This window comes from Nonomuraea sp. 3N208 (assembly GCF_052245935.1).
Classification (GTDB): domain Bacteria; phylum Actinomycetota; class Actinomycetes; order Streptosporangiales; family Streptosporangiaceae; genus Nonomuraea.
In genome coordinates this window covers 110044-131028 of the sequence record NZ_JBQQBR010000013.1, presented here as the reverse complement: position 1 = coordinate 131028, position 20985 = coordinate 110044, and the positions used below count along the sequence as shown (strand labels likewise).

The following is a 20985-nucleotide window of genomic DNA, read 5'->3' as shown; positions in this document are numbered from 1 at the left end:
GGCGCCTCTTCCAGGGGCGCCCCCGCCCGTCGTAGTGTCGCAACATCGGCAGAAGGAGCGGATCGATGGCGATGCGGTTCGAGCACGAGTTCACTGTTCCAGTCCCGATCGAGCAGGCCTGGGCCGTGCTGCTCGACGTAGAGCGGGTCGCGCCGTGCCTGCCCGGGGCGACACTCGACATTTACGAGGGCGACGAGTTCACCGGCAGGCTGAAGGTCAAGGTCGGCCCGATCATGGTGACGTATCGGGGGACCGCCAGGTTCGAGGACGTGGACAAGGACTCCTACTCGCTCACCATCCAGGCGTCGGGCAAGGAGGCCCGGGGCTCCGGCACGGCATCGGCCTCGGTCAAGGCCCGCCTCGCAGCGCACGAGGACGCCACGGCGGTGACCGTGGAGACGACGTTCAACGTGACCGGGCGGCCCGCCCAGTTCGGGCGGGGCGTGATGGCCGAGGTGGGCGCGAAGCTCATCGACAAGTTCGCGGAAAACCTGGCCGCGCTGCTGTCCGAGCCCACTGTGGAGCCCGCCCAGGCGCAGGAGGAGGAGCGGCACCTGAGCGCTGTGCCCACTCCCGACGAGGACGTACGCCCCGCGGGCACGCTGCGGACGTCGCGCACGCCTGACGAGGAGGCGCTCGACCTGCTGGAGATCGCCGGACAGCCGGTGCTGAAGCGGCTGGCGCCCGTCGCGGCCGCGATCGTGGGGCTGCTGGTCATCGCCTGGATAATTCGTCGCCTTATGCGCTGATTTTCAGCAAATACTCCATCAAGTCCGGACACTCCTCCCCGCCCGGGGGAAGTGCCATCCCCGCAGGCAGTTGGACCAGCGGGGGGACTTGGGATGCCGGACTGCAGCGTTGTCGTGATCACGTATAACGACGCGGCCCGCCTGCCCAGGGCCGTGCGCTCTGTGCTCGGCCAGTCGCTACGCGACCTCGAAGTGATCATCGTCGACGACGCCAGCGCGGACGGCACGCCGGAGGTGGCGGCCCGGCTCGCCGAGCGCGATCCGCGGGTTCGCTACCTGCGCAGGAAGGTCAACAGCGGGTGCTGCGGGGCGCCCCGCAACGACGGCATCGACGCCGCGGCCGCGCCGTACGTCATGTTCCTGGACAGCGACGACGAGCTGCCCAGGCACGCGTGCAAGAGCCTGCTCACCGAGATCGAGCGGACCGGGGCGGACTTCGTGTCGGGGCAGATCTCGCGGTTGTTCGAGTCGAGCGGGCGGTTGCAGCCCTATTACCCGTCGTTGTTCGCCCGGCGGCGGGTGGTCGAGGGCATCCGCGAGGAGCCCCAGCTGTTCCTGGACTGCTTCAGCACGAACAAGCTCTACGACGTGGGCCGGCTGCGGGACAGGGCGCTGCGCTTCCCCGAGGACATCTACTACGAGGACCACGTCTTCGCCGCCGAGCTGTACGCGCTCTCGCGGAGGTTCGCGATCGTGCCGTGGGTGGTCTACCACTGGCACCGGGCGCCGACGAACGCCTCGATCTCGTTGAGCATCGACGACATGGAGAACGTGCGGCAGCGGGTCATGGCGGCCCGGCTCAGCGACGACCTCCTGCGCGAGCACGGGGCCGAGGACCTGGTGCCACACCGGCAGCACCGGTTCGTGCGGCAGGACCTTCTGGTCTATCTCAAGCCGCTGCCGGCGCGGGACCTGGTGTGGGTCAAGGAGTTCGCCTCGATCGTACGGCCGTACCTGGAGGAGATCCCGGCCGAGGTGATTGCCGCGGCCGAGCCGCTCGAGCGGGTCTGCTGCCGGCTCATCCTGGACGACCGGATCGAGGACCTGCGGATCGCGGCGAGCTCGCTGACCGGGCCACGGGCCGCGCCGCGGGCGGCCGTGCAGCTCGACGGGCGTACGTACTGGGGCACCTCGGTCTCCCCCGGGCTGGACATCACCGAGCTGCGGCTGGCCGAGCTGCCCTTCTCGGCGTCCCGGCTGCGGCACGAGGCGTCGGAGATCACCTGCGACGGCGCGCGGGTGCGGATGATCGTGCGCACCTACGACCCGTTCGGCGCGCTGCCGGTGGACCGGACGGCGTTCCTGCAGCTCGGAAGCCGGAGAATCCCCATCGAGCCGGAGCCGTCCGGCGAGGGCGGGTACGTCAGCGAGGTCGTCTTCACGCCCTCCGGCACGTGCGATCCGCGTATCGGCTTCACCAGGATCTCCGACGGGCACACCACGACCGACCGGATCATCGCCGACCCGCACACTCCCGAGATCGAGGTGCCGGGGTGCCGGGTGCTGGTCGAGGGTTATGGGGCGTACCTGTGCGTGCGGCCCGACCCCAGCCCGCGGTCGGTGTGGCGGCGGACCAGGCGGGCGTTGCTGAGGCGGCTCAACACACCGCGGGCCAAGCTGTGCGCCTACAAGGTGCTGATCAAGGTGCTGCCACGGCGGCGGAACCTCGCATTGTTCGAATCCGACGTCGGCCAGGGCTGCAGCGGCAGCCCGCGGGCCGTCTACGAGGAGGTGCGGCGACGGAAGCTGCCGATCGAGGTGGTGTGGTCGGTGGCCAAGAACCGCGGGCACTTCCCCCGCGGTGTGCGGCTCGTACGGCGCGGGAGCTGGCGCTACGTCTGGACGATGGCGCGGGCCGGGATCTGGGTGGACAGCCACGGGTTCCCGCTGGACTACCCGAAGCCGCGCGGCACCCGCTATCTGCAGACGTGGCACGGGCAGGGCATCAAGTCGATCGGGTTCGACGCGCCGGACCTGCGGGCCGATTTCGACAAGCCGCGGGCCCAGTGGCGGGCGGCGGTGGCGCGGTGGGACGCGCTGGTGTCGCCGAGCGCGGAGTTCTCGCGGATCTTCGTGCCGTCCAACGGGTACACGGGCAAGGTCTACCGGTACGGGACGCCGCGCTGCGACGCGTTGGTCAGGGGCGAGGCCGCCGGGGACGTGCGGGGTCAGCTGGAGATTCCGCGCGGGCGACAAATCCTGCTTTATGCGCCTACTTACCGGGATTGGGCGAAACGAAGCGGCAAATCCGTCCGGGTCGATCTGGAGCTGCTGGCTGAGGAGCTGGCCGACGATTGGGTGCTGGTGCTGCGTACCCATCCGGTCGAGCACTACAGCCCGCCCGAGCACCTGAGGCATTTCGTGCGGTCCGCCGGGTCCTATCCAGAGATCAACGACCTGATGCTGGCCTCGGACGCGCTGCTGACGGACTACTCGTCCGTGATGTGCGACTACGCGATCACCGGCAAGCCCATGGTGTTCTTCATCGACGACTGGGACGACTACCGGCTGTCGGAGCGCGGCGTCTACCACGACCTGCCCGCCATCGCGCCCGGGCCGTGCGTCACGACGACGGAGGAGCTGGTGAGCGTGATCAGGCGGCTGCCCGACGTGCACGCGTCCTTCGCCGAGCGGTACACGGCCTTCCGCCACCTGTGGTGCGCCGACGAGCGCGGGGACGCGGCCGCCCGGATCGTGGACGACTTCTTTGGAGTTGCCCGGTGAGTGTGGTCTTCGCCTGCATGGATGCCGACACCCTCGGCGGCATCCAGCAGGTCACCCACACGCTCGCCCAGGGGCTGGCCGAGCGCGGCCATGAGGTGCACGTGATCGGCCTGCAGCGGTCCCGGTCGCCGTTCACGTACGTTGAGCGGCCGCAGTACCACCGCCATGTGGTCACATCCGGCCGGAAGGCACGCAGGCTGCTCGCCGCGATCGGACCGGGCTACGCGATCATGACCTCACCGTCGGTGGTGATCAAGCTGTCGGAGCTGCTGCCCGCCACGCTCCGGCCGATCGGCCAGTACCACGGCTCGTACGACCACGCCCGCGGCTGCTGGCACCTCGGCTCGATCAGGAAGCACTACCCCAACCTCGACCAGGCGGTCTTCCTGAGCGAGGACGACGCATGGCGCTTCTCGGAGCACGCGCTGCTGCCCAACACCTGGACGTTGCCGAACCCGCTGGCCGTCTGGCCGGAGCGGACATCCATGCTCGCCTCGCCCCGGGTGATCGGCGTGGGCCGGATGGAAGGGGTCAAGCGGTTCGACCGGCTGATCAGCGCGTTCGCCTGCTCGGGGGCACCCCCGCCCTGGGAGCTGCACCTGATCGGCGACGGCGCCGAGCGGGAGCGGCTACGCGCGCACGCGGACGCGGAGGGAGTCGGCGACCGCGTGGTCTTCAGGGGGCTGGTACCGGCGGCGGACCTGCCCGCCGAATACCTGAACGCCGCGATCCTGGGCCTGACCAGCGAGCACGAGGGCCTGCCGATCGTGTTGCTGGAGTCGGGCGCGCACGGGGTGCCGTCGGTGGCGTTCGACGTGTCGGGCGGCGTGCGGTCCGCTGGACCGGTGCTGGCGCCGCCGGGGGACGTGGACACGTTCGGGGCCGAACTGGCCAGGCTCACGAACTCGGTGGAGGAGCGGCGGCGCCTCGGGTCCGCCGCCCGCGCACGGGCCGAGGCCTTCCGCCTCGACCACGTGCTGGACCGCTGGGAGCGGCTGTTCGCCCATATCGAGCGCTAGACGGCCAGCTCCGACCGCTGCTGCGGGACCCCCGCGAGCGAGCGCTGGCGCGAGGTGAGCAGGGCTGCCACCGGGCTCGGCTCGCGCAGCCGGTTGAAGCGGTCGCGCATGTGCTTGCGCATGCGGCTGGCCCTGCGCTTCTGCATCGTCTTCTGGCAGGCCGTGATGTGCTCCCTGCCCGGCTTGGGCACGCCGGTCAGCTCGTATCCCATGGACTCCAGGCGGTCGCCGAGCATGTGCTCGCACAACGCGATCTCCCAGTCGTCCAGCCGGTTGGCCCAGCTGCCCACGCGGGTGCGGATGACCTCGCCGTGCGTGTTGCTGTGCCAGACCTTGTGCTGCGGCACCGCCACGCTGGCCGCCTCACGCGGGGAGACCATCGATGGGGAGAAGTCCTCCTCCAGGAAGTGGCAGAGCTTTTTCAGCTCGGTCGCGGGATCGTCGGTGAGGTCCTCGTACCGCAGTTCGTAGTACGTGTCCTCGGACAGGGTGCGCCGCAGCCGGCCGCCCGCGTCGATGGCTTCGGCCCAGGTGGAGATGGCGTGGAAGGAGTCCAGCGTGTACCAGGGCATCTCCTTCAGCGAGGCCACGCAGTCGCGGCCGTCCCTGATCAGGTGGATGAACTGGGCGTCTGGGAACAGCCTCAGCAGCATGTCCACCTGCTTGACATAGCTGGGCCGCTTGTCGCCCCAGCGGCTCTTGTCGAAGCGGTCGGCGTACATGCGGAAGGCGGTGCCGATCACCGACCCGAGCGTGCCGGGACCGGCCACGCACTGCCTGACGAACTCGTCCTTGTCGATCTTGAGCTCGCGGAACTTGGTGGTGCGGTCGGTCGCGATCCACTCCGCCAGGGCGCGACGGCGATGGGTCACCCGCAGGTCGCCCCACTTGCGCCGGCGGTAATACGCGGGAACGAGGAAGCGGGTCTCCGGCGGTACCGCCATGCGCGGGTGCGAGTGCAGCATGAGCTGGAGCATCGTGGTGCCGGAGCGCGGACATCCGATGACGAAGACTGGCCGGTCGGACATTTCGTACTAACCCCCGAAACTAGACGAGAACGTGCTCTCGGCTCTCCTGAGAGGAGGCCACGCCGTGCCTGCGCGTGAAGAGCCACATCCGGTAGACAAGGACGACCTCGTTGGCGAGTAGCAGAACCCCTGCCGTCGCGGCGAGCGGGATCAGCGCCCACGCCCCCGCGAGGGGCGCGACCACGAACACCGCCGCGTGGAACTCGATGCCGCTGATCAGGTGCGAGCGGACCCGGCGCCGGGCCAGGAACCTGTTGAACCGCCGGTAAAACCTGCGTGGCCGCGGCGCCCGCTCCAGCGGCATCTGCTCCAGCGGCATCTCGTCAAGCGGCGCGCGGGCCAGCGGCATCTGGTCCAGCAGCACGGGGTCGAGCGGCGCCGGGTCCGGCGGCATAGGGTCAAGCGCCTCGGGGTCCTCCGCGAGCTCCGACACCTGCCGCTCTTCCCTGACGGCCTCGCGCACGCGCTTCATCTGCGGCGCGTTGACGTACCTGAACAGGTCCAGCACGGCCACCGCCGCGCCGAGCATCACGTAACGCACATCCCCGGTCAGGGTGTACTGCCCGTACGCCAGCCCGCCGGCGCACAGAACCACCCTGACCCGGTCTCCCACGTAGTCGAGCCAGAGGCCGAAGGGCGTCCCCGTGCCCTTGAGCCTGGCTATTTTGCCGTCCACGCAGTCGATCATGAAGCTGAGATAGAAGACCACAGCGCCGGCTACGAGCTGATTCGCCGCGAAACAGGCGGCCGACACCATGCCGAGAACGAGCGAAAGCACGGTGAGCCCGTTCGGCGTCAGCCGAGTGCGGTTGGCGACCGGAAGGGCGACCCGGCAGGCGACCGGGTCCACGAAATACACGGTCCACCAGGAGTCTCTCCGCTTGCGTGTCTCGTAGACGTCATCGAGCGAATAGGTCCGCATGGAGACCAGCATGAACACGACACGCGCTCTTGCGATTACTGTCTGGAACTACTGGGGCATGTCCATGCCGCTTCTTGACCAACCCGGCACTCCCGATGGCGTGAACCGCCAGGGCGCGTGCGCCTCGACGTCCCTGAACCAGCCCTTCAGCACCAGCCCGCGGGTCTCGGTCCGCGCCTGCAGCCGCCAGCTCGGGCCACCGCCGGCCAGCCGCTCCGGGTCGATGGTCGCGACGATCCCGTGGCGTCCGGCGCGCCGCGCCTCCAGCGGGATCTTGCGGCGGCCGTCGCTGAGCCATAGGTCGATCCGGCCGATCCGGCGGTCGACGCGGTGGATCGCGACATGCCCGCGCACCCGGTATCCAGTGCCCGTCCACTCGCAGCTCTCGACCCTGGCGTGCAGCTTCAGCTCCTCGCGGGCGTCGAACACGGCGTCGGGGATCTTGAGCCGGCGGTCGCGGAAGAACGGGTAGTCGCCGTACCAGCCGGCGTTGCGCCGGCCACGCGGCACCACGCGGGCGGCGTCCTCGCGAGTGCGGCGGAACTCCCGTACCTTCCGCAGCTCGGCCACCAGGCCGCGCCCGAGCAGGTGCAGCTCGAGGCGGCGCAGCGACGGCGCGGTGTCCAGGGCGTTCTGGCCCAGCGAGGCCACCCAGGAGCGGGCCAGGTTGAGCAGCGGCTCCGGCTCCTCGCTGACCTCCACCGCCTGGAACAGGAAGAGGATGTCCTTCTCCAGCACCAGCGCGTCGAAGCCGTCGAGCAACTCGGGGGCCCGCTCGTCGAGGAACGCCCGGACAGAGCGGATGGCGGCCAGCCGCTCACGCAGGTTGGCCAGTTCGTTCCGGCACTGCGTGATGGACGACTCCCGCCTGCGCCAGTGGTAGACCACGTCGGCCAGCATGTCCACGCTGGTGGCCAGCACGTGCGCCTGCATGGCGACCGGCACGTCCTCGTAGATGCCCGCGGGGAACTCCAGCCCGGCGCGCTCCCAGAAGTCCCGCCGGTAGACCTTGTTCCAGATCGTCCGGTCTCTGATGAGCACCTGCTTGTCGGTGATGTGAGTGCACAACTGGGGACGTCTGAACACCTTCTCGTGCAGGATCGACTCTTCCAGCACGCCGTCGACGAGCCGCCCCACCGCGCCGCACGCCAGGTCGGAGCCGGTCTCGGCCAGCTTGGCGACGAGCCGCCCGTACGCTTCCCGCGGCACGACGTCGTCGGCGTCGGCGAAGGCCAGGTACGCGCCCCTGGCCTGCTTGATCCCCGCATTGCGAGCCGGCCCTGGCCCGAGGTTGCGTTGCTCGATCAGGAGGAAGCGACGGTCCTTGGCGACGAAGTCCTCCGCGATCCGCCGGCTGTCGTCGAGGGAGCCGTCGTCGACCATGACGACCTCGAAGTCGTCCAGGGTCTGGACGGCCAGCGACTTCAGGCACTCGGTGAGGTACTGCTCCACGTTGTGGAACGGGACGACGACGCTGAGAAGGGGAACCATGCCGGTTTGCTCCTTGGATCTCAGGATGGGGATCGAGGGCAGCATGCCTCGGAGTCCGCGCTCAAGACCCGAGCCTGATGAGCTCTTTACCCGACGCGTCATCCGCTACGTTGTGCAAGAGATGTATCACGCTTAGTAGGGGGCGCGATGCTGAGAGGCGTCCGGGACGACGATCTGCCGGTCATGCTGCGCTGGCGCAACCACCCGCGGGTGCGGGCCGCCAGCTTCACCACACACGAGATCGGGGCGGACGAGCACGCCCGCTGGTGGGCGGCCTCCCGCGCCGATCCGGCCAAAGACGTGCTGATCTACGCCCACGAGGGGGCCGCGGCGGGCGTGGTGACGTACGCGGGCCTGTCGGCGGCGAGCGCCTGCTGGGGCTTCTACCTGGACTTCGACGGCCTCGAACGGTCGGGGAAGCTGCTGCGGGCGTGGATCGGCCTGGAGCGGGCGGCCATCGACCACGCCTTCGGGCCGCTCGGACTGACGACGCTGCGCGGCTCCGTGCTGGCCGACAACGAGCCGGTCAGGCTGCTGCACAGGCGGTTCGGGTTCGTCGAGGTCGGGTCCTACCGGCGGAACGTGGACGGGGTGGCGCGTGACGTCGTGGCCATCGAACTGAGGAAGGAGCACACATGATCTCCATTGCGGGGCGGGCGATCGGTCCTGGCCATCCGCCATTCGTCGTGGCCGAGCTGTCCGGCAACCACAACGGGAGCCTGGAGCGGGCGCTGGCCATCGTGGACGCGGTAGCCGCGGCCGGGGCTCATGCGCTGAAGCTGCAGACGTACCGGCCGGACACGCTCACGGTCGACGCCGACGGGCCGGCGTTCCGCGTGGGCGACGGGCACGAGTTGTGGGGCGGTGAGACGCTTTACCGGCTCTTCGAGCGGGCCCACACGCCATGGGAGTGGCACGAGCCGATCTTCGAGCGGGCGCGCTCGCACGGGCTCATCGTGTTCTCCTCACCGTTCGATCCGACGGCCGTCGAGTTCCTGGAGAAGCTCGACGTGCCGGCGTACAAGATCGCTTCGTCGGAGATCGTGGATCTGCCGCTGATCCGGCTGGCGGCCGGCACCGGCAAGCCGCTGATCATCTCCACGGGGATGGCATCGCCGGGCGAGATCCACGCCGCCGTGGCCGCCGCCAGGGAAGCCGGGTGCACGCAGCTCGCCGTGCTGGCGTGCACCGCCTCCTACCCGGCCTCGCCTGCCGAGAGCAACCTGCGGGCGCTGCCGCTGCTGGCGGCCCTCACGGGCGAGGTGGTGGGCGTCTCCGACCACACGCCCGGCATCGGGGTCCCGCTGGCCGCCGTGGCGCTGGGAGCCTGCCTGATCGAGAAGCACGTGACCGCGGCACGGGCCGACGGCGGGGTGGACGCCGCTTTCTCGCTGGAGCCCGGCGAGCTGGCGGCGCTGGTGACGGAGAGCAAGCGGGCCTGGGAGGCGCTGGGGAGCGCAGTGATCGGCCCGCGCGCCTCCGAACGCGAAGGGCTGAGGTTCCGGCGGTCGTTGTACGTGGTCCGCGACGTGCGGGCCGGCGAGACGGTCAGCGCGGCGAACGTGCGGTCGATCCGGCCGGCCGGCGGGCTGCCTCCGGACGCGGCGCGGGACGTGATGGGGCGGCGCTTCGTCCGGGACGTCCCTCTGGGCACGCCGCTGAGCTGGGACCTGATCTGAGCTTCAGAGCAGCGCGAGCAGGGCGTCGGCGACGCGTTCCCGGCCTTTGCCGTCCACCAGGCCGCTGCCCCGCCGGCCGTGCTCCTCGCGGGCGGCGGGGTCGGCGAGCAGGCGGGCCAGCGTGCCGACGGCCTGTGGTCCGGGTGTGTTGCCGAGCCCGGCCGCGACGCCCCTGCCCACCAGCTCCTCGTAGCCGATCAGCTGGTTGCCGGCCACCCAGGTCAGCGCCGTGGGCACGCCGAGGTGGAGCAGCTCCCAGACGGCCGAGCCCGCCGCGGTGACCACGAGGTCGGCCTCTGCCATGAGCTCGGGCAGCCGGTCCGTCGGCGGGATGACGGTGATCGCGTCACCGGCCGCGAACGGCACCGGGCTGACCACCGTGCCCTCGAACGGCATGCCGGTCGCCAGGAGCGCCTGCGCCCACGCGGTGACCACGCCCGCGCTGTCGGTGCCGCCGAAGAAGCACAGCACCCGCGGTACCGGCATGCCCCGCCGCGGCGCCCGCTCGCATCGCCGAACACTGTCCCGCAGCAACACGTAGCGCGCCCCGGCCAGCCGCCGACCGGCGCGGAAGGGGCGGCGTTCGGCGCCGAGGTTCTGGTCGAGGTAAAGGTCCGCCGCCTGGCCCAGCGGGTCGCCGTCGACGATCGCGAGCACCGCCGACCCCGCGTCCCTGAGCGCCGCCCCCGTATCCTCGGGCAGGTCGTAGGAGTCGAGCACCACGGCGTCCAGCCGGAGCTCGCAGGCCAGCCCCGCCAGCCGGACCGGCTCGGCGGGCGCGGCCACCAGCGGGAGCCCGCGGTCGTGGAGCTGCGCCCGCGCCCACTCGGACCCGTCCACCGCACCGACGAAGACGACGTGCACCCCGCGCGCGCACAGCTCCTCGGCCAACGCCACGCAACGCACCAGATGGCCGACCCCCCGCCGGGCCCCGGCGTCGCAGCGGAAGCCGACCCGGAAGCCCTCCGTCACGCGTCCTGGAGCGCTTTCTGCTGGACGTGGGCGTTGAGCTCACGCACTTCCGGCCGGTCGCGCAGCCAGCTCACCAGCGTCCCGACCGGCACACATCCGTCGCCCAGCTCCTCCACCACCCGGGAGATGAGCCGCCAGTCGTCCTCGGTGTCGAGCGTGACCCGCAGATCGTCGGCGTCGGGCTGGTAAGTGAGCCCGAGCAGCCGCGTGTCCCCTGGATGCTCGTAGACGTAGGAGGTCACGTGCACACGGTGGTAGGCGGCGGCCTCCCGGTCGGCCCGCTCCAGAGCCTCCCGGCTGACGATCTCCACGTCGAGCCCGCGCGGCAGGGTACGCGCCAGGCTCGTGCTCAGGTAGCCGAGCCCCGGCACGGCGCGGTAGACGAGCGCCGCCTCCTTGATCATTTGGGGGTCGAGCAGCGGGCAGTCCGCCGTGAACCGCATCACGGCCTCCCCTTCCCGCTCTTCCAGCGCCTGCATGAACCGGGTGAGCACATCGTCCACCGGCCCCCTGTGCCAGTCCACGCCGAGGCGGCAGCACTCGGCGACCACCACGTCGTCGACATCCTCGGTCGTGGTGGCGACCACGAGATCGTCCACCGCGTTCGACTCGCGTACGGCGCGAACCACCCACCCCAGCACCGAACGTCCGCCGCCCCCCAGCTGCCGCAGCACCTTGCCAGGCAACCGCGTAGAGCCCATACGAGCCTGAATGATCCCGACAATACGCACAGCAGCCCCATTCCCCCGTGTGACAGTGCGTCATTGGCCGATCGCGCTATGCTACCGCCGAGCATGACGACAACAGTGCGTAAGCGCGATTTTCGGGGGGCACGTGAGCATTCTCAGCGGATCGTCGATTCTGATCACCGGCGGGACGGGGTCCTTCGGCAAGGCCTTCATCCGCTATGCGCTCGACACGCTCGGGGTGCGCCGCCTGGTGGTCTTCTCCCGCGACGAGCTCAAGCAATACGAGACGAGGCAGCTCTTCAGCGACGACGAGCGGCTGCGCTGGTTCATCGGCGACGTCAGGGACCGCGACCGCCTGACCCGCGCCATGCACGGCGTCGACCACGTCGTGCACGCGGCGGCGCTCAAGCAGGTGGACACGGCGGAATACAACCCGTTCGAATACGTCCGCACCAACGTCGCCGGATCGCAGAACGTGGTCGAGGCCGCCATCGACTGCGGTGTGCGCAAGGTGGTCGCGCTCTCCACCGACAAGGCGTCCAGCCCGATCAACCTGTACGGGGCCACGAAGCTCGTCGCGGACAAGCTTTTCGTGTCGGCCAACCACTACGCGGCCGCGCACGAGACCCGCTTCGCCGTGGTCCGCTACGGCAACGTCGTGGGCAGCAGGGGCTCGGTGGTGCCGCTGTTCCTGCGCCTGGCCGAGCAGGGCGCCAGCCTGCCGATCACCGACAAGCGCATGACCCGATTCTGGATCACGCTCGACCAGGCGGTCAGGTTCGTGGTGGACTCGTTCGACCTGATGCGGGGCGGCGAGCTCTACGTGCCGCGCATTCCCAGCATGCGCATCACCGACCTGGCCGAGGCGCTGGCGCCGGACAGCCCGATCTACGAGATCGGCATCCGTCCCGGAGAGAAGCTGCACGAGGAGATGATCGGCCCGGACGACGGCCGCAGGGCGTTGCGGCTCGCCGACCGCTTCGTCGTCCAGCCCACGATCGCGACGTGGGGCTACACGCCGCCGCAGTCCGGCGAGATGCTGCCCGAGGGCTTCGCCTACCGCTCGGACACCAACGACCATTGGTTGTCGGTGGACGACCTACGCACCCTGGTGGCCGGCTGATGCTGCCCTACGGGCGGCAGTCGATCGCGGAGTCCGACGTCGAGGCGGTGGCCGAGGTGCTGCGCGGCGACTGGCTGACCACCGGGCCCGCGGTGGCCGCGTTCGAGGCGGAGCTGGCCCGCTGGACGGGTGGCGTGCCGTGCGTGTCGGTCACGTCGGGCACGGCCGCGCTGCACGTCGCGTACGTGGCGGCGGAGGTGCGCCCGGGCGACGAGGTGATCACGTCGCCGCTGACGTTCGTGGCCACGGCCGCCACGGCGGCGCTGCTCGGCGCGCGGGTGGTCTTCGCCGACGTGCAGCCCGACACCGGCAACCTCGACCCAGACGCCGTGGCCGCGCTGGCCGGCTCCCGGACCCGGGCGGTCACGGCGGTGGACTACGCGGGCCACCCCGCCGACTACGACGAGCTGCGGGCGGTCGCAGACGGGGTGGGCGCGTCGCTGGTGGGGGACGCGGCGCACTCGATCGGAGCGGCGTACAAGGACCGGCCCGTGGGATCGCTGGCGGACCTGACGACGTTCTCGTTCTTCCCCACCAAGACCGTGACGACCGCCGAAGGCGGCGCCGTCGCGGCGGCCGACCCCGAGCGGCACGAGCGGGCGGCCCGCTTCAAGAACCATGGCCTGGTCAGAGACCCCGCCGAGCAGCGCGAGCCGGACGTGGGCGGCTGGCACCAGGAGGTGCACACGTTCGGGCTGAACTACCGGCTGCCTGACGTGTTGTGCGCGCTCGGTCTCAGCCAGTTGCGGCGGCTGGCCCGCTTCCGCGCGCGGCGGCGCGAGCTGGTCGCCCGCTACAACCTGCTGTTGCGCGACGTGCCGGGACTGAGGCTTCCCGCTCAGCGGGCGTACGTGTCCCCGAGCTGGCACCTCTATCCGGTACGCGTCCGCGACGGGCGGCGGCGCGAGGTCTACGAGCGTATGCGGGCGGCCGGCATCGGCGTGCAGGTCAACTACGTCCCCGCGTACTGGCATCCGGTGTTCGCGGACCTCGGCTACCGGCGCGGCCTCTGCCCGCGCGCCGAGGCTTACTACGCCGAGGAGTTGTCGCTGCCGCTGTTCCCCGATCTCACCGACGCCGACCAGGACCGGGTCGTGGAGACGCTGGCGAAGATCCTGGCCTAACGTTCGGCGAGGAGCAGGCAGCCGTCCTCGCCCCGGTCCACCAGGAACCGCCGCTCCGCGACGGTCGCGACGGGACGCTGGCGGGTGCGCACCAGCGGGCGCAGCGCCTTGCCCTGGTCGATGACGACCTCCCAGCACGACTCGTCGCCGACCCGCTCGTCGACGTCCGCCAGCGGCACCCGGGCGTGGAAGTCCCGGCCCGACAGGGTCACCGGGAAGTACATCTCCTCGCCATCGCTCCTGCGTCTCAACCGCAGCACCGGCTCCCCGTCGCCGACGTCGGACACCTCCCCCGAGAACAGCAGGTCGCCCCCGTTCACCCGGCACTCCGCGATGATCGCCTCCGCTGTACGCAGCCGCAGGCCCCAGTAGCCCCTGGGGGTGCGCACCGGCACCAGCCACACTCCCGATCTGCGGCGCGGCGCCGGTATCTCGGGCGGCAGCCAGCGCGGCCCGCCCACCCTGCCGTCGAGCCGCAGCCCCTGACCCCTGAGGTCGAGCCGCAGGTCCCAGAGGCCACGCCTGGCAAGCTGGGCCGGTGTCAGCGCGGCCGGATCGAGGGCGAACGTGAACGGGAACACGTGCTCGGGCAACGGATCGCCGTCCTCGTCCGCCAGACTCTCCCAGACTGGCGTGGAGTCCTGCTCGCCCAGCTGCACGGTCTCGCCGGTCCTGCGTTCCTCCAGCCAGACGCGTACGTGTGCCCGGCCCAGCGCGCCGACGTCGAAGCTGCCGACGCCCGCCCAGCCGACGCCGGCGAGCCTGCCGTCCCGCCAGTCGAGCTCCACCAGCCTGGCCGACAGCTCCAGCTCGGCCGACACCTCGGACAGACGTCCCGGCAACCACGGGTGCCGGCCGTACCAGCGCCTGCGCACGAACCCCGCCGGGCTCACCCGGGGCCGCAGCCGGCCGTCGCAGGCCTGGGCGTGCACGTCGGCGAGCTCGGTCAGGCGGCGCTCGTGCAGGAGATGGACCTGAAGCCGGTGCGCGAACGGCATACTCTGCCACGCCTCGGGTGACACGCCGTCGAGATAGCGGACGATCAAGTCGATCAGCGCGCGATCCGCCGACGCGCCCATGGCGGCGACGGCCTCCACCGCGACACTCATGTCGATCTCCATCGTGTCGCGGTCGAAGTCCGGCTTGAGCCGCGGCGCGCGGCGGACCAGCAGGTCGGCGGTCTCCAGCACCGACAGGAGGCGGTCGCGCAGGTTGCCCGGCTCCAGGCTGCGCTGGGTGATCGAGGACCCCGGCTCGTCACGCTGCCGCCAGTGGTAGACGACCTTGGCCAGCACGTCCACCGAGCGCGCGCCGACGTGGGCGGCCATGGCGACGGGCTGGTCCTCGTACATGCGCTCGGGGAAGCTCAGGCCGAGCTCGTCCCAGAAGGAGCGGCGATAGATCTTGTTCCAGAGCATGCGGTCGCGGATCAGCAACCGGTGCCGGGTGATGTGGGTGCTCTTGATGGGCTTGGCGAACGCCTCCCTGTGCGCCCACGACCGGACCAGCAGGTTCCGATAGATCCGCATGACGTTTCCACAGGCCAGGTCGGAGCCCGAGGATTCGAGCGAGGACACCAGGCGGCCGAACGCGCCAGGGGGCACCGTGTCGTCGCCGTCCACGAAAGCCAGGTAGCGGCCCGTCGCCTGGCGCAGGCCGACGTTGCGGGCGCGTCCCACCCCCTGGTTGTCCTGTCTGATGAGCTGGATGCGGCGGTCGCCGGCCTGCCTGTCCCCGACGGCGGCCGGGCCGCCGTCGTCGCTGCCGTCGTCCACGCAGATCACCTCCAGATCCTTCAGGGTCTGGGCGGCGATGGAGTCCAGGCAGGGGCCGATGTACTTCTCGACGTTGTAGAACGGGACGATCACCGACAGAACCGGCACCTGTACTCCTCTTCGTCAGCCGGACAACAAGCGGAACACTTTGCGGGCGACCCTGCGCGGGCGGGCCAGGCGGCGCGAGAGCCGGTAGCCGAGCGTTCTGCGGTAGGCGGTGGCCTTTCGATGCGTCCTGCGCAGCTTGGCCCTGGCCCTTACCAGCTCACGCTCCCGATAGGACAACTTGGTCTCCAGCCGTGCGACGCGCGCCAGGGCGGCGGTGAGCTGGTCGGTCAGGCGGTCGCGGGCGCCCAGCAGGTCACGGTACGTCGGCGCATGCTCCGCCAGCTCGGCAGGCTGCCCCAGCTCGGCGTCGAACTTGCGGGCCCGATCGAGGTCGCCTGGGTCGCAGGGGCGGCCGGCCATGCCGCACAGGGTCAGCGTGAGCTGGTCCGCCTCCAGCGGCCATGGCCACGGGTGATGGTGGCCGGCCGCCAGCAGCCTGACCGCGAACCGGCGCAGGATCCTGCAGAGGACGACGCGGGGCTCGGGGGGCATGGACACGGGCGCCGCCACCGGGCCGATGGCGGAGAACCGCTCGCCGTCGTACACCAGGCTGTCGGTGCCGACGGCCGCGTCGCCGCCCTGCTCCAGCCAGGTGGCCAGGTTTTGGAGCAGCTCGCGGACGGTCTTCACATCCTCGCGGGCGCATGCCTCGACGAGGATCTCCTCGACGACCCTGCCCGTGGGGACTGGGTGCTCCGCGCCGTCGGGAAGTTGTTTGAGTCCGGCGCGGGTGAGCTCGTGCAGGGCCGGCCCTTCCTCGATGAGGCCGAGTGGCAGCTCGCCTGCGACGGCGTGTTCGTCGTGCTCGTCGTGTTCGTCCTGCGGCGCGATCGTGTCGGCATGGCCGTTGTGCGGGTGGATCTCATCGGGGGGCGGTGCCTGGCTCCTGGTGATCAGCGGGGGGCGGATGGCCACGGCGAGCCACAGCGGGGCGAGTTCTTCCCCCAGGCGATGCCGGAAGACCAGGCGGGTCAAGCGCAAGGGGTCGGCCACCAGCATGCGGTCGCCGCCCCTGGAACCCAGCGGGAACGTGAGCGCGTCCGGCAGGTCGAAGGTCAGGGCCTCGCGAGCGAGCAGAGCACGGGGCGCCTGCCGGCACGGGTACGCGGCGTAGCACCGCTGCATCGTCAACCCCGCCGACTCCAGCGCGGCATCCAGGGCGCCAGGTCCGCTGGGGTAGCTGGGGTCGAAGCCATGCGGGGCCCACTGGTCGTCGGCGCCGTCCCGGTCGGCAGGCCGGGCCTCGATGAACCGGTCCACTCCGAGGTCGTTGCGTACGCCGAGCACCAGCCGCCCGCCGGGCGCGACGAGTGTGGCCAGGGCGTCGAGTGACTCGATCCAGGCCGCGGCCGGCGCCTCGGCGGAGTGCGTGCGCAGCAGCCCGTCCAGCGCCAGCACCAGGTCGTACGGCTCGTCCGCCGCGAACACCTCCAGCCGCCCGCAGAAGACCGCCAGTCCCGGATGGCGTTGGCCGAGCGCGCAGGCGTCAGGGTAGGACCGCAGCAGCACGGCGGCCGCGGAGGCATGCTCCACCACCTCGTCCACGACCACCTGCGGATGCGGCCCGACCAGCAGGACCCGGCCGGTCGGCGGGAGTATCCGCCTGATCAGCTCCAGTGCCGCGCCCCGCCAGTCTGTCGTGCCGCCCATGTTGGACATGTCAGACCAAAGCAGCATTTCACCGCCGATCAAATGGACATTCTCGGGCGCCTCACCACTCATGCACGTGTTCATGGCCTCACTCCGCGAGTCGGCTCGGGTCACTTCGCTCCCGCCGCTTCTCCAGACGGCGGCACTCCCACCCTGCTCATGGCCTCACTCCGCGAGTCGGCTCGGTCGCCGTACGCCGCCTCGCACACTCGCTTCCATCCGAACATTCGCCGTAGTTCCTCCGGTGTCGCCTGATACTCGAATCCCAGCTCGCGCCGCGCCGCCTCGGCCGACAGCTCCGGATCGACGTGCGTGCCGTGCAGCTCGGGCCAGAGCCGCATGCGGCGCGCCGTGCCGCCGTACTCGGGACGTTCGTCCTCGAACTGCATCGGGTCCCCGTACACAGCCACCTCGCACCCCACCGAGGCGCCGTAGAACAACGCGCTGCCGAGCCGGTTGGAGGCCACCCTGCGGTGGCGCCGCAGCTGGACCAGCTGCTTGCGCAGGAAGTCGCGCCCCTTTCCCTCCCAGCGGGATCCGCGCTCGCCATGGCAAATGACTCGAAATCCCCTCGATTCGTACGCCCGCCGAATGTCCGGATTTGCGAATTCCAACCAATAAAGACAGACCGTGACCGGATCGGTCTCGACATTTCGGATTTCGTCGGCCAGTCGGCCGTGGTCTCCGCTGACGGAATGCTTCTCCCAACCGTGAAATGGATACCAGATCGTACCCTGGCGCTTCGGCGTCACGCCCAGTTCAGGCTCCAGGTGAAGGAGGTAAATCCAGGGGGCGCCGATGAGGTAGTGGCCCCTTCTGCCCATCGACCAGCCTCGGCGGCGCAGCACGTCGGACCAGATGAAACGGGGGTATCCGGGGCTGCACCAGTGGTCGTTCGGGGGAAATCCATGGAGATAGTTCCATCCGTGCTGAAGGAAACCTTGGATGCGTTTTGGCACCTCGTCCGGAAGGCCGCAGTATCTGCTGAGTATGCGGGAGTGCCCGTACCAGTGATTGGCTTCGTCCATCATTTCCCCCTGTAGCGGTTGGCGCGCCCCATGCGACATTCCCAGCGCCCAGCGGGCCTCACCCGCTGTTATACGGTTCCATTACTCGAGGCGGGGGCTTGGTTTCTCCGGACTCGGAATTGCCGCTACACTACGTCGTGGCTTGAGGACAGAGAGTGAGTGATCATGAGTCATCTCGATCGCCTGCGGGCCGTCTTCCGCAGGGCGCTCAACCTTCCCGCCGACGCCAACGTCGACGACCTCGAATACCGGGCTATCCCGCAGTGGGACTCGCTGGCCCACATGGCGTTGATCGCCGCAATGGAGGACGAGTTCTCCATCATGATCGACACCGATGAGATGATCGACATGAGCTCGTTCGCGAAGGCGGCCGAGCTGCTGGAGAAGCATGGCATCGGCGCTGCCGCCGTCTGAGCCCCGCACCGCCGTGCCGGCTGCGCGCCGCACCGCCCTGCCGCCTGAGCGCCGCACCGCCATATCGTCGGAGCCGGGCGCCACGACGCCGTCGGAGCCACCGCCGCGCGAACGTCCGGTTGCCCCGAGATGCGAAGGCTCGGCCGCCACGAGAGCGGAGCAGCAGCCGTCGTCGTTGTCGTCGTCGTCGTCCGAACAGCGCGTCGCGCTCGTCACGGGATCGACGGCAGGCATCGGGCGGGCGATCGCGATGTGGCTGGCCGCGACCGGATACGCCGTCGAGGTGCACGGCCGCGACGAGGAGCGTGCCTCCAAGGCCGCCGCCGAGGTGGCGGCGCAGACCGGCGGGCCGGCGCACCCGGTCCACGGTGACGTGGCGGACCCATCGCTCGTCTCGGCCATGATGCGGCAGATCTACCAGCGTCATGGCCGGCTCGACGCCCTCGTGATCAATGCCGGCATCCACGCCGCGGGCCCGCTCGGCCTGGTCCGCAGCGACACGGTCAACCGGTTGTTCGAGGTCAACGCGATGGGCGCGACGCACACGCTGCAGGCCTCGCTCAGGCTGCTGCGCCGGAGCACCCTTCCCGCCGTGGTGCTGGTCTCCTCGGTCATGGGCCGCGCGGGCGGCCGGGGACAGGCGGTCTACTCCGCGACCAAGGCGGCGGTCATCGGCCTCACCCTGGCCGCGGCCAAGGAGCTGGGCCCGGCCGGGGTCAGGGTCAATGCCGTGGCCCCTGGCTACATCCAGACGGACATGCTCGCCACGCTCGACGGTGACGCCCGGGAGGCGACGATCGCAGCCACCCCGCTCGGCCGCCTCGGCACGCCCGAGGACGTGGCCGGCACCGTCGCGTTCCTGCTCTCGCCTGCTGCGGGCTTCATCACCGGGCAGGTCATCGGCGTGGACGGCGGGCTGACGCCATGACCTTTCCCAGGCCATCGCCGCAGCCGCAGGCCGTGCTCGGGGGTGGGGTCTTCCCGCACTCGGAGGCGCGGCTCGTGGTGGCCGGGGAAGCGGCGGGCGTGGGCGGCTATGAGCTGGTCAAGCACATCAGGCGTGCGGCCGAGGCTCTCTCCCGGTTGCGGCCAGGGCCGCTGTTTTGCGGTATGCGCAACAACCTCGTGTCCGTGCTGCGTTACCTCGCCGCCTGGCGTTCCGGCCGGCCGATCGCGCTGCTGGATCCGGACCTCCCGCCCGGGACGCTGGCCGACCTGGTGGGCCGGTTCCGGCCGGCCGCTGTGATCGGGTTCACGCACGCGGCCGATGGCTCGCCGCCGGCGCGGCGCGACCTACCTGATCCGCATCCCGACCTCGCCGTCCTCCTCGCCACCTCGGGCTCCACCGGCAACCCCAAGCTCGTACGCCTGTCCCGCGCGGCCGTCCTGGCCAACGCCCAGGCCATCGCCACGGCGCTGTCCATCACGCCCGGCGAGATCGCGCCCACGAGCCTGCCGCTGCACTACAGCTACGGCCTGTCGGTGCTCAACAGCCATCTGATGGCGGGCGCGACCGTGATGCTGACGGAGGCGGGGCTGCTGGAGCGGTCCTTCTGGACGCACCTGGACGCGCACCGGTGCACGTCACTGGCCGCCGTCCCCTACCAGTACGAGATGTTGCGCCGGCTCCGCTACGACCGGTCGGAACATCCGACGATCGCCACGCTCACCCAGGCCGGCGGGCGGCTCAGCCCGGAGCTGATCGCGGAGTTCTCGGAGAAGGCGGACCGGTTCTTCGTCATGTATGGGCAGACGGAGGCCACCGCCCGCATCGCGGTCCTGCCCCCGCACCGGCTCGCCGACAAGCCGGGCTCGGTGGGGGTGGCCGTTCCCGGGGGCCGGCTGGCGGTCGAGGACGGCGAGGTCGTCTATCACGGCCCCAACGTCATGATGGGGTACGCGGAGACGGCGGCGGACTTGGCCCGAGGGGACGATCTAGGCGGTGTGCTGCGTACCGGCGATCTGGGGCGGCTGGACTCCGAGGGCTTCCTCTTCATCACGGGACGCCTCAAGAGGATCGCCAAGATCTTCGGCGTGCGGGTGAACCTGGACGACGTCGAGCGCCTGTTGCGCGACTCCGGCCCGGTGGCGGCCACCAGCGGGGACGATCGGGTGACGGTGTGGGCCGAGGGTCTGGACGCGGCCGGGTGCGTGGGACTGGCACGGCGGCTGGGGGCCGAGCTGCGGGTGCATTGGAGCGGGTTCGACGTACGCGGCATCGACCGTCTGCCCCTGCTGGCCACCGGCAAGATCGACTACCGCGCCCTGGAAGCCCGTCCATGACGCCCCCGACGTTCGCCCCGGTGCGTGGCGCGCCGCCCCACTTGGCACTCTGCGCATCCCACGGCCAGGCAACACTCCCCCGGATGCAGCAAGCCGACGCCCTCCCAGAGGCGACCTGGATTCCGGACGCGACGTGAGATCACGAGGGGAACCGCGGAAGGACAGGGACGGCATGGGGTCGGGGCAGGTGCGGATGTGGTCAATGGG

18 protein-coding genes are annotated in these 20985 nt (G+C 70.5%); 10 read left to right on the top strand and 8 right to left on the bottom strand.

Annotation, left to right across the window (positions count from 1 at the left end; all coding sequences use genetic code 11):
- Positions 1–65 precede the first annotated feature (65 nt).
- The 3 genes from ACTWPT_RS21240 (at position 66) to ACTWPT_RS21230 (ending at position 4492) form a co-directional block, all read left to right on the top strand.
- On the top strand, positions 66–749 hold the full coding sequence (locus tag ACTWPT_RS21240) for an SRPBCC family protein (RefSeq protein ID WP_443179155.1): 684 nt from the start codon (positions 66–68) through the stop codon (positions 747–749).
- Between the two features lie 93 nt (positions 750–842).
- Complete coding sequence (locus ACTWPT_RS21235; RefSeq protein WP_443179154.1) at positions 843–3473, top strand: bifunctional glycosyltransferase/CDP-glycerol:glycerophosphate glycerophosphotransferase; 2631 nt, start codon at positions 843–845, stop codon at positions 3471–3473.
- Positions 3470–4492: a glycosyltransferase gene (locus tag ACTWPT_RS21230; RefSeq protein ID WP_443179153.1), complete on the top strand. Its 1023-nt coding sequence runs from the start codon at positions 3470–3472 to the stop codon at positions 4490–4492. The genes ACTWPT_RS21235 and ACTWPT_RS21230 overlap by 4 nt, the downstream gene beginning before the upstream one ends.
- On the opposite strand, the gene ACTWPT_RS21225 is transcribed toward ACTWPT_RS21230, so the two are convergent.
- The 3 genes from ACTWPT_RS21225 to ACTWPT_RS21215 are packed head-to-tail and all read right to left on the bottom strand — an operon-like array spanning position 4489 to position 7933.
- Complete coding sequence (locus tag ACTWPT_RS21225) at positions 4489–5520, bottom strand: sulfotransferase family protein (RefSeq protein ID WP_443179152.1); 1032 nt, start codon at positions 5518–5520, stop codon at positions 4489–4491. The two genes, ACTWPT_RS21230 and ACTWPT_RS21225, sit on opposite strands and share 4 nt — an antisense overlap.
- 19 nt (positions 5521–5539) lie before the next feature.
- Positions 5540–6442, bottom strand: coding sequence for a CDP-alcohol phosphatidyltransferase family protein (locus ACTWPT_RS21220; protein ID WP_443179151.1), 903 nt, complete (start codon positions 6440–6442; stop codon positions 5540–5542).
- Positions 6443–6490: 48 nt separating this feature from the next.
- Positions 6491–7933, bottom strand: a complete 1443-nt coding sequence (locus tag ACTWPT_RS21215) for a glycosyltransferase family 2 protein (protein WP_443179150.1) — start codon at positions 7931–7933, stop codon at positions 6491–6493.
- Positions 7934–8080: 147 nt separating this feature from the next.
- Between ACTWPT_RS21215 and ACTWPT_RS21210 the strand changes: the two genes are divergently transcribed.
- Positions 8081–8572 (top strand): GNAT family N-acetyltransferase, encoded by a 492-nt coding sequence (locus ACTWPT_RS21210; RefSeq protein ID WP_443179149.1) that lies wholly within the window; start codon positions 8081–8083, stop codon positions 8570–8572.
- Positions 8569–9612 carry a pseudaminic acid synthase gene (pseI, locus tag ACTWPT_RS21205; protein ID WP_443179148.1) on the top strand — a complete coding sequence of 348 codons (1044 nt, stop codon included), beginning with the start codon at positions 8569–8571 and terminating at the stop codon, positions 9610–9612. Before ACTWPT_RS21210 ends, pseI begins: the two co-directional genes overlap by 4 nt.
- A gap of 3 nt (positions 9613–9615) precedes the next feature.
- Here the strand turns inward: pseI and ACTWPT_RS21200 are convergent, their stop codons facing one another.
- Both ACTWPT_RS21200 and ACTWPT_RS21195 read right to left on the bottom strand, forming a co-directional pair.
- Positions 9616–10584 (bottom strand): PseG/SpsG family protein, encoded by a 969-nt coding sequence (locus ACTWPT_RS21200; protein ID WP_443179147.1) that lies wholly within the window; start codon positions 10582–10584, stop codon positions 9616–9618.
- Positions 10581–11315, bottom strand: coding sequence for a cytidylyltransferase domain-containing protein (locus ACTWPT_RS21195; RefSeq protein ID WP_443179146.1), 735 nt, complete (start codon positions 11313–11315; stop codon positions 10581–10583). Before ACTWPT_RS21195 ends, ACTWPT_RS21200 begins: the two co-directional genes overlap by 4 nt.
- Before the next feature lie 103 nt (positions 11316–11418).
- Here ACTWPT_RS21195 and pseB point away from each other — a divergent pair, with 103 nt between their 5' ends.
- Together pseB and ACTWPT_RS21185 are read left to right on the top strand one after the other, a co-directional pair.
- Positions 11419–12396 carry a UDP-N-acetylglucosamine 4,6-dehydratase (inverting) gene (gene pseB / locus ACTWPT_RS21190; protein WP_443179145.1) on the top strand — a complete coding sequence of 326 codons (978 nt, stop codon included), beginning with the start codon at positions 11419–11421 and terminating at the stop codon, positions 12394–12396.
- Positions 12396–13520 carry a DegT/DnrJ/EryC1/StrS family aminotransferase gene (locus ACTWPT_RS21185; protein WP_443179144.1) on the top strand — a complete coding sequence of 375 codons (1125 nt, stop codon included), beginning with the start codon at positions 12396–12398 and terminating at the stop codon, positions 13518–13520. Before pseB ends, ACTWPT_RS21185 begins: the two co-directional genes overlap by 1 nt.
- On the opposite strand, the gene ACTWPT_RS21180 is transcribed toward ACTWPT_RS21185, so the two are convergent.
- The 3 genes from ACTWPT_RS21180 to ACTWPT_RS21170 all read right to left on the bottom strand — a co-directional run bounded on the left by ACTWPT_RS21180 (position 13517) and on the right by ACTWPT_RS21170 (position 18084).
- Complete coding sequence (locus ACTWPT_RS21180; RefSeq protein WP_443179143.1) at positions 13517–15403, bottom strand: glycosyltransferase family 2 protein; 1887 nt, start codon at positions 15401–15403, stop codon at positions 13517–13519. The two genes, ACTWPT_RS21185 and ACTWPT_RS21180, sit on opposite strands and share 4 nt — an antisense overlap.
- Before the next feature lie 15 nt (positions 15404–15418).
- Positions 15419–17053, bottom strand: coding sequence for a hypothetical protein (locus ACTWPT_RS21175; protein WP_443179142.1), 1635 nt, complete (start codon positions 17051–17053; stop codon positions 15419–15421).
- 110 nt (positions 17054–17163) lie between these two features.
- The gene (locus ACTWPT_RS21170; RefSeq protein WP_443179141.1) at positions 17164–18084 is read right to left on the bottom strand and encodes a hypothetical protein; all 921 of its coding nucleotides are present in this window, start codon (positions 18082–18084) and stop codon (positions 17164–17166) included.
- A 162-nt stretch (positions 18085–18246) separates the two neighbouring features.
- Between ACTWPT_RS21170 and ACTWPT_RS21165 the strand changes: the two genes are divergently transcribed.
- Genes ACTWPT_RS21165 through ACTWPT_RS21155 form a run of 3 tightly spaced genes read left to right on the top strand, consistent with a single transcriptional unit; the run spans position 18247 to position 20778 of the window.
- Positions 18247–18495 carry an acyl carrier protein gene (locus ACTWPT_RS21165; RefSeq protein WP_443179140.1) on the top strand — a complete coding sequence of 83 codons (249 nt, stop codon included), beginning with the start codon at positions 18247–18249 and terminating at the stop codon, positions 18493–18495.
- Positions 18470–19423, top strand: a complete 954-nt coding sequence (locus tag ACTWPT_RS21160) for an SDR family NAD(P)-dependent oxidoreductase (RefSeq protein WP_443179139.1) — start codon at positions 18470–18472, stop codon at positions 19421–19423. The genes ACTWPT_RS21165 and ACTWPT_RS21160 overlap by 26 nt, the downstream gene beginning before the upstream one ends.
- Positions 19420–20778 (top strand): AMP-binding protein, encoded by a 1359-nt coding sequence (locus ACTWPT_RS21155; protein WP_443179138.1) that lies wholly within the window; start codon positions 19420–19422, stop codon positions 20776–20778. Before ACTWPT_RS21160 ends, ACTWPT_RS21155 begins: the two co-directional genes overlap by 4 nt.
- The last annotated feature ends 207 nt before the right edge of the window (positions 20779–20985 follow it).

Coding starts and splice junctions, on each gene's coding strand:
- pseI (WP_443179148.1), top strand. CDS start 8,569: ATGATCTCCATTGCGGGGCGGGCGATCGGTCCTGGCCATCCGCCATTC.
- ACTWPT_RS21185 (WP_443179144.1), top strand. CDS start 12,396: ATGCTGCCCTACGGGCGGCAGTCGATCGCGGAGTCCGACGTCGAGGCG.
- ACTWPT_RS21155 (WP_443179138.1), top strand. CDS start 19,420: ATGACCTTTCCCAGGCCATCGCCGCAGCCGCAGGCCGTGCTCGGGGGT.
- ACTWPT_RS21160 (WP_443179139.1), top strand. CDS start 18,470: ATGGCATCGGCGCTGCCGCCGTCTGAGCCCCGCACCGCCGTGCCGGCT.
- ACTWPT_RS21220 (WP_443179151.1), bottom strand. CDS start 6,442: ATGCGGACCTATTCGCTCGATGACGTCTACGAGACACGCAAGCGGAGA.
- ACTWPT_RS21240 (WP_443179155.1), top strand. CDS start 66: ATGGCGATGCGGTTCGAGCACGAGTTCACTGTTCCAGTCCCGATCGAG.
- ACTWPT_RS21170 (WP_443179141.1), bottom strand. CDS start 18,084: ATGATGGACGAAGCCAATCACTGGTACGGGCACTCCCGCATACTCAGC.
- ACTWPT_RS21175 (WP_443179142.1), bottom strand. CDS start 17,053: ATGGGCGGCACGACAGACTGGCGGGGCGCGGCACTGGAGCTGATCAGG.
- ACTWPT_RS21225 (WP_443179152.1), bottom strand. CDS start 5,520: ATGTCCGACCGGCCAGTCTTCGTCATCGGATGTCCGCGCTCCGGCACC.
- ACTWPT_RS21210 (WP_443179149.1), top strand. CDS start 8,081: ATGCTGAGAGGCGTCCGGGACGACGATCTGCCGGTCATGCTGCGCTGG.
- ACTWPT_RS21165 (WP_443179140.1), top strand. CDS start 18,247: ATGAGTCATCTCGATCGCCTGCGGGCCGTCTTCCGCAGGGCGCTCAAC.
- ACTWPT_RS21215 (WP_443179150.1), bottom strand. CDS start 7,933: ATGGTTCCCCTTCTCAGCGTCGTCGTCCCGTTCCACAACGTGGAGCAG.
- ACTWPT_RS21235 (WP_443179154.1), top strand. CDS start 843: ATGCCGGACTGCAGCGTTGTCGTGATCACGTATAACGACGCGGCCCGC.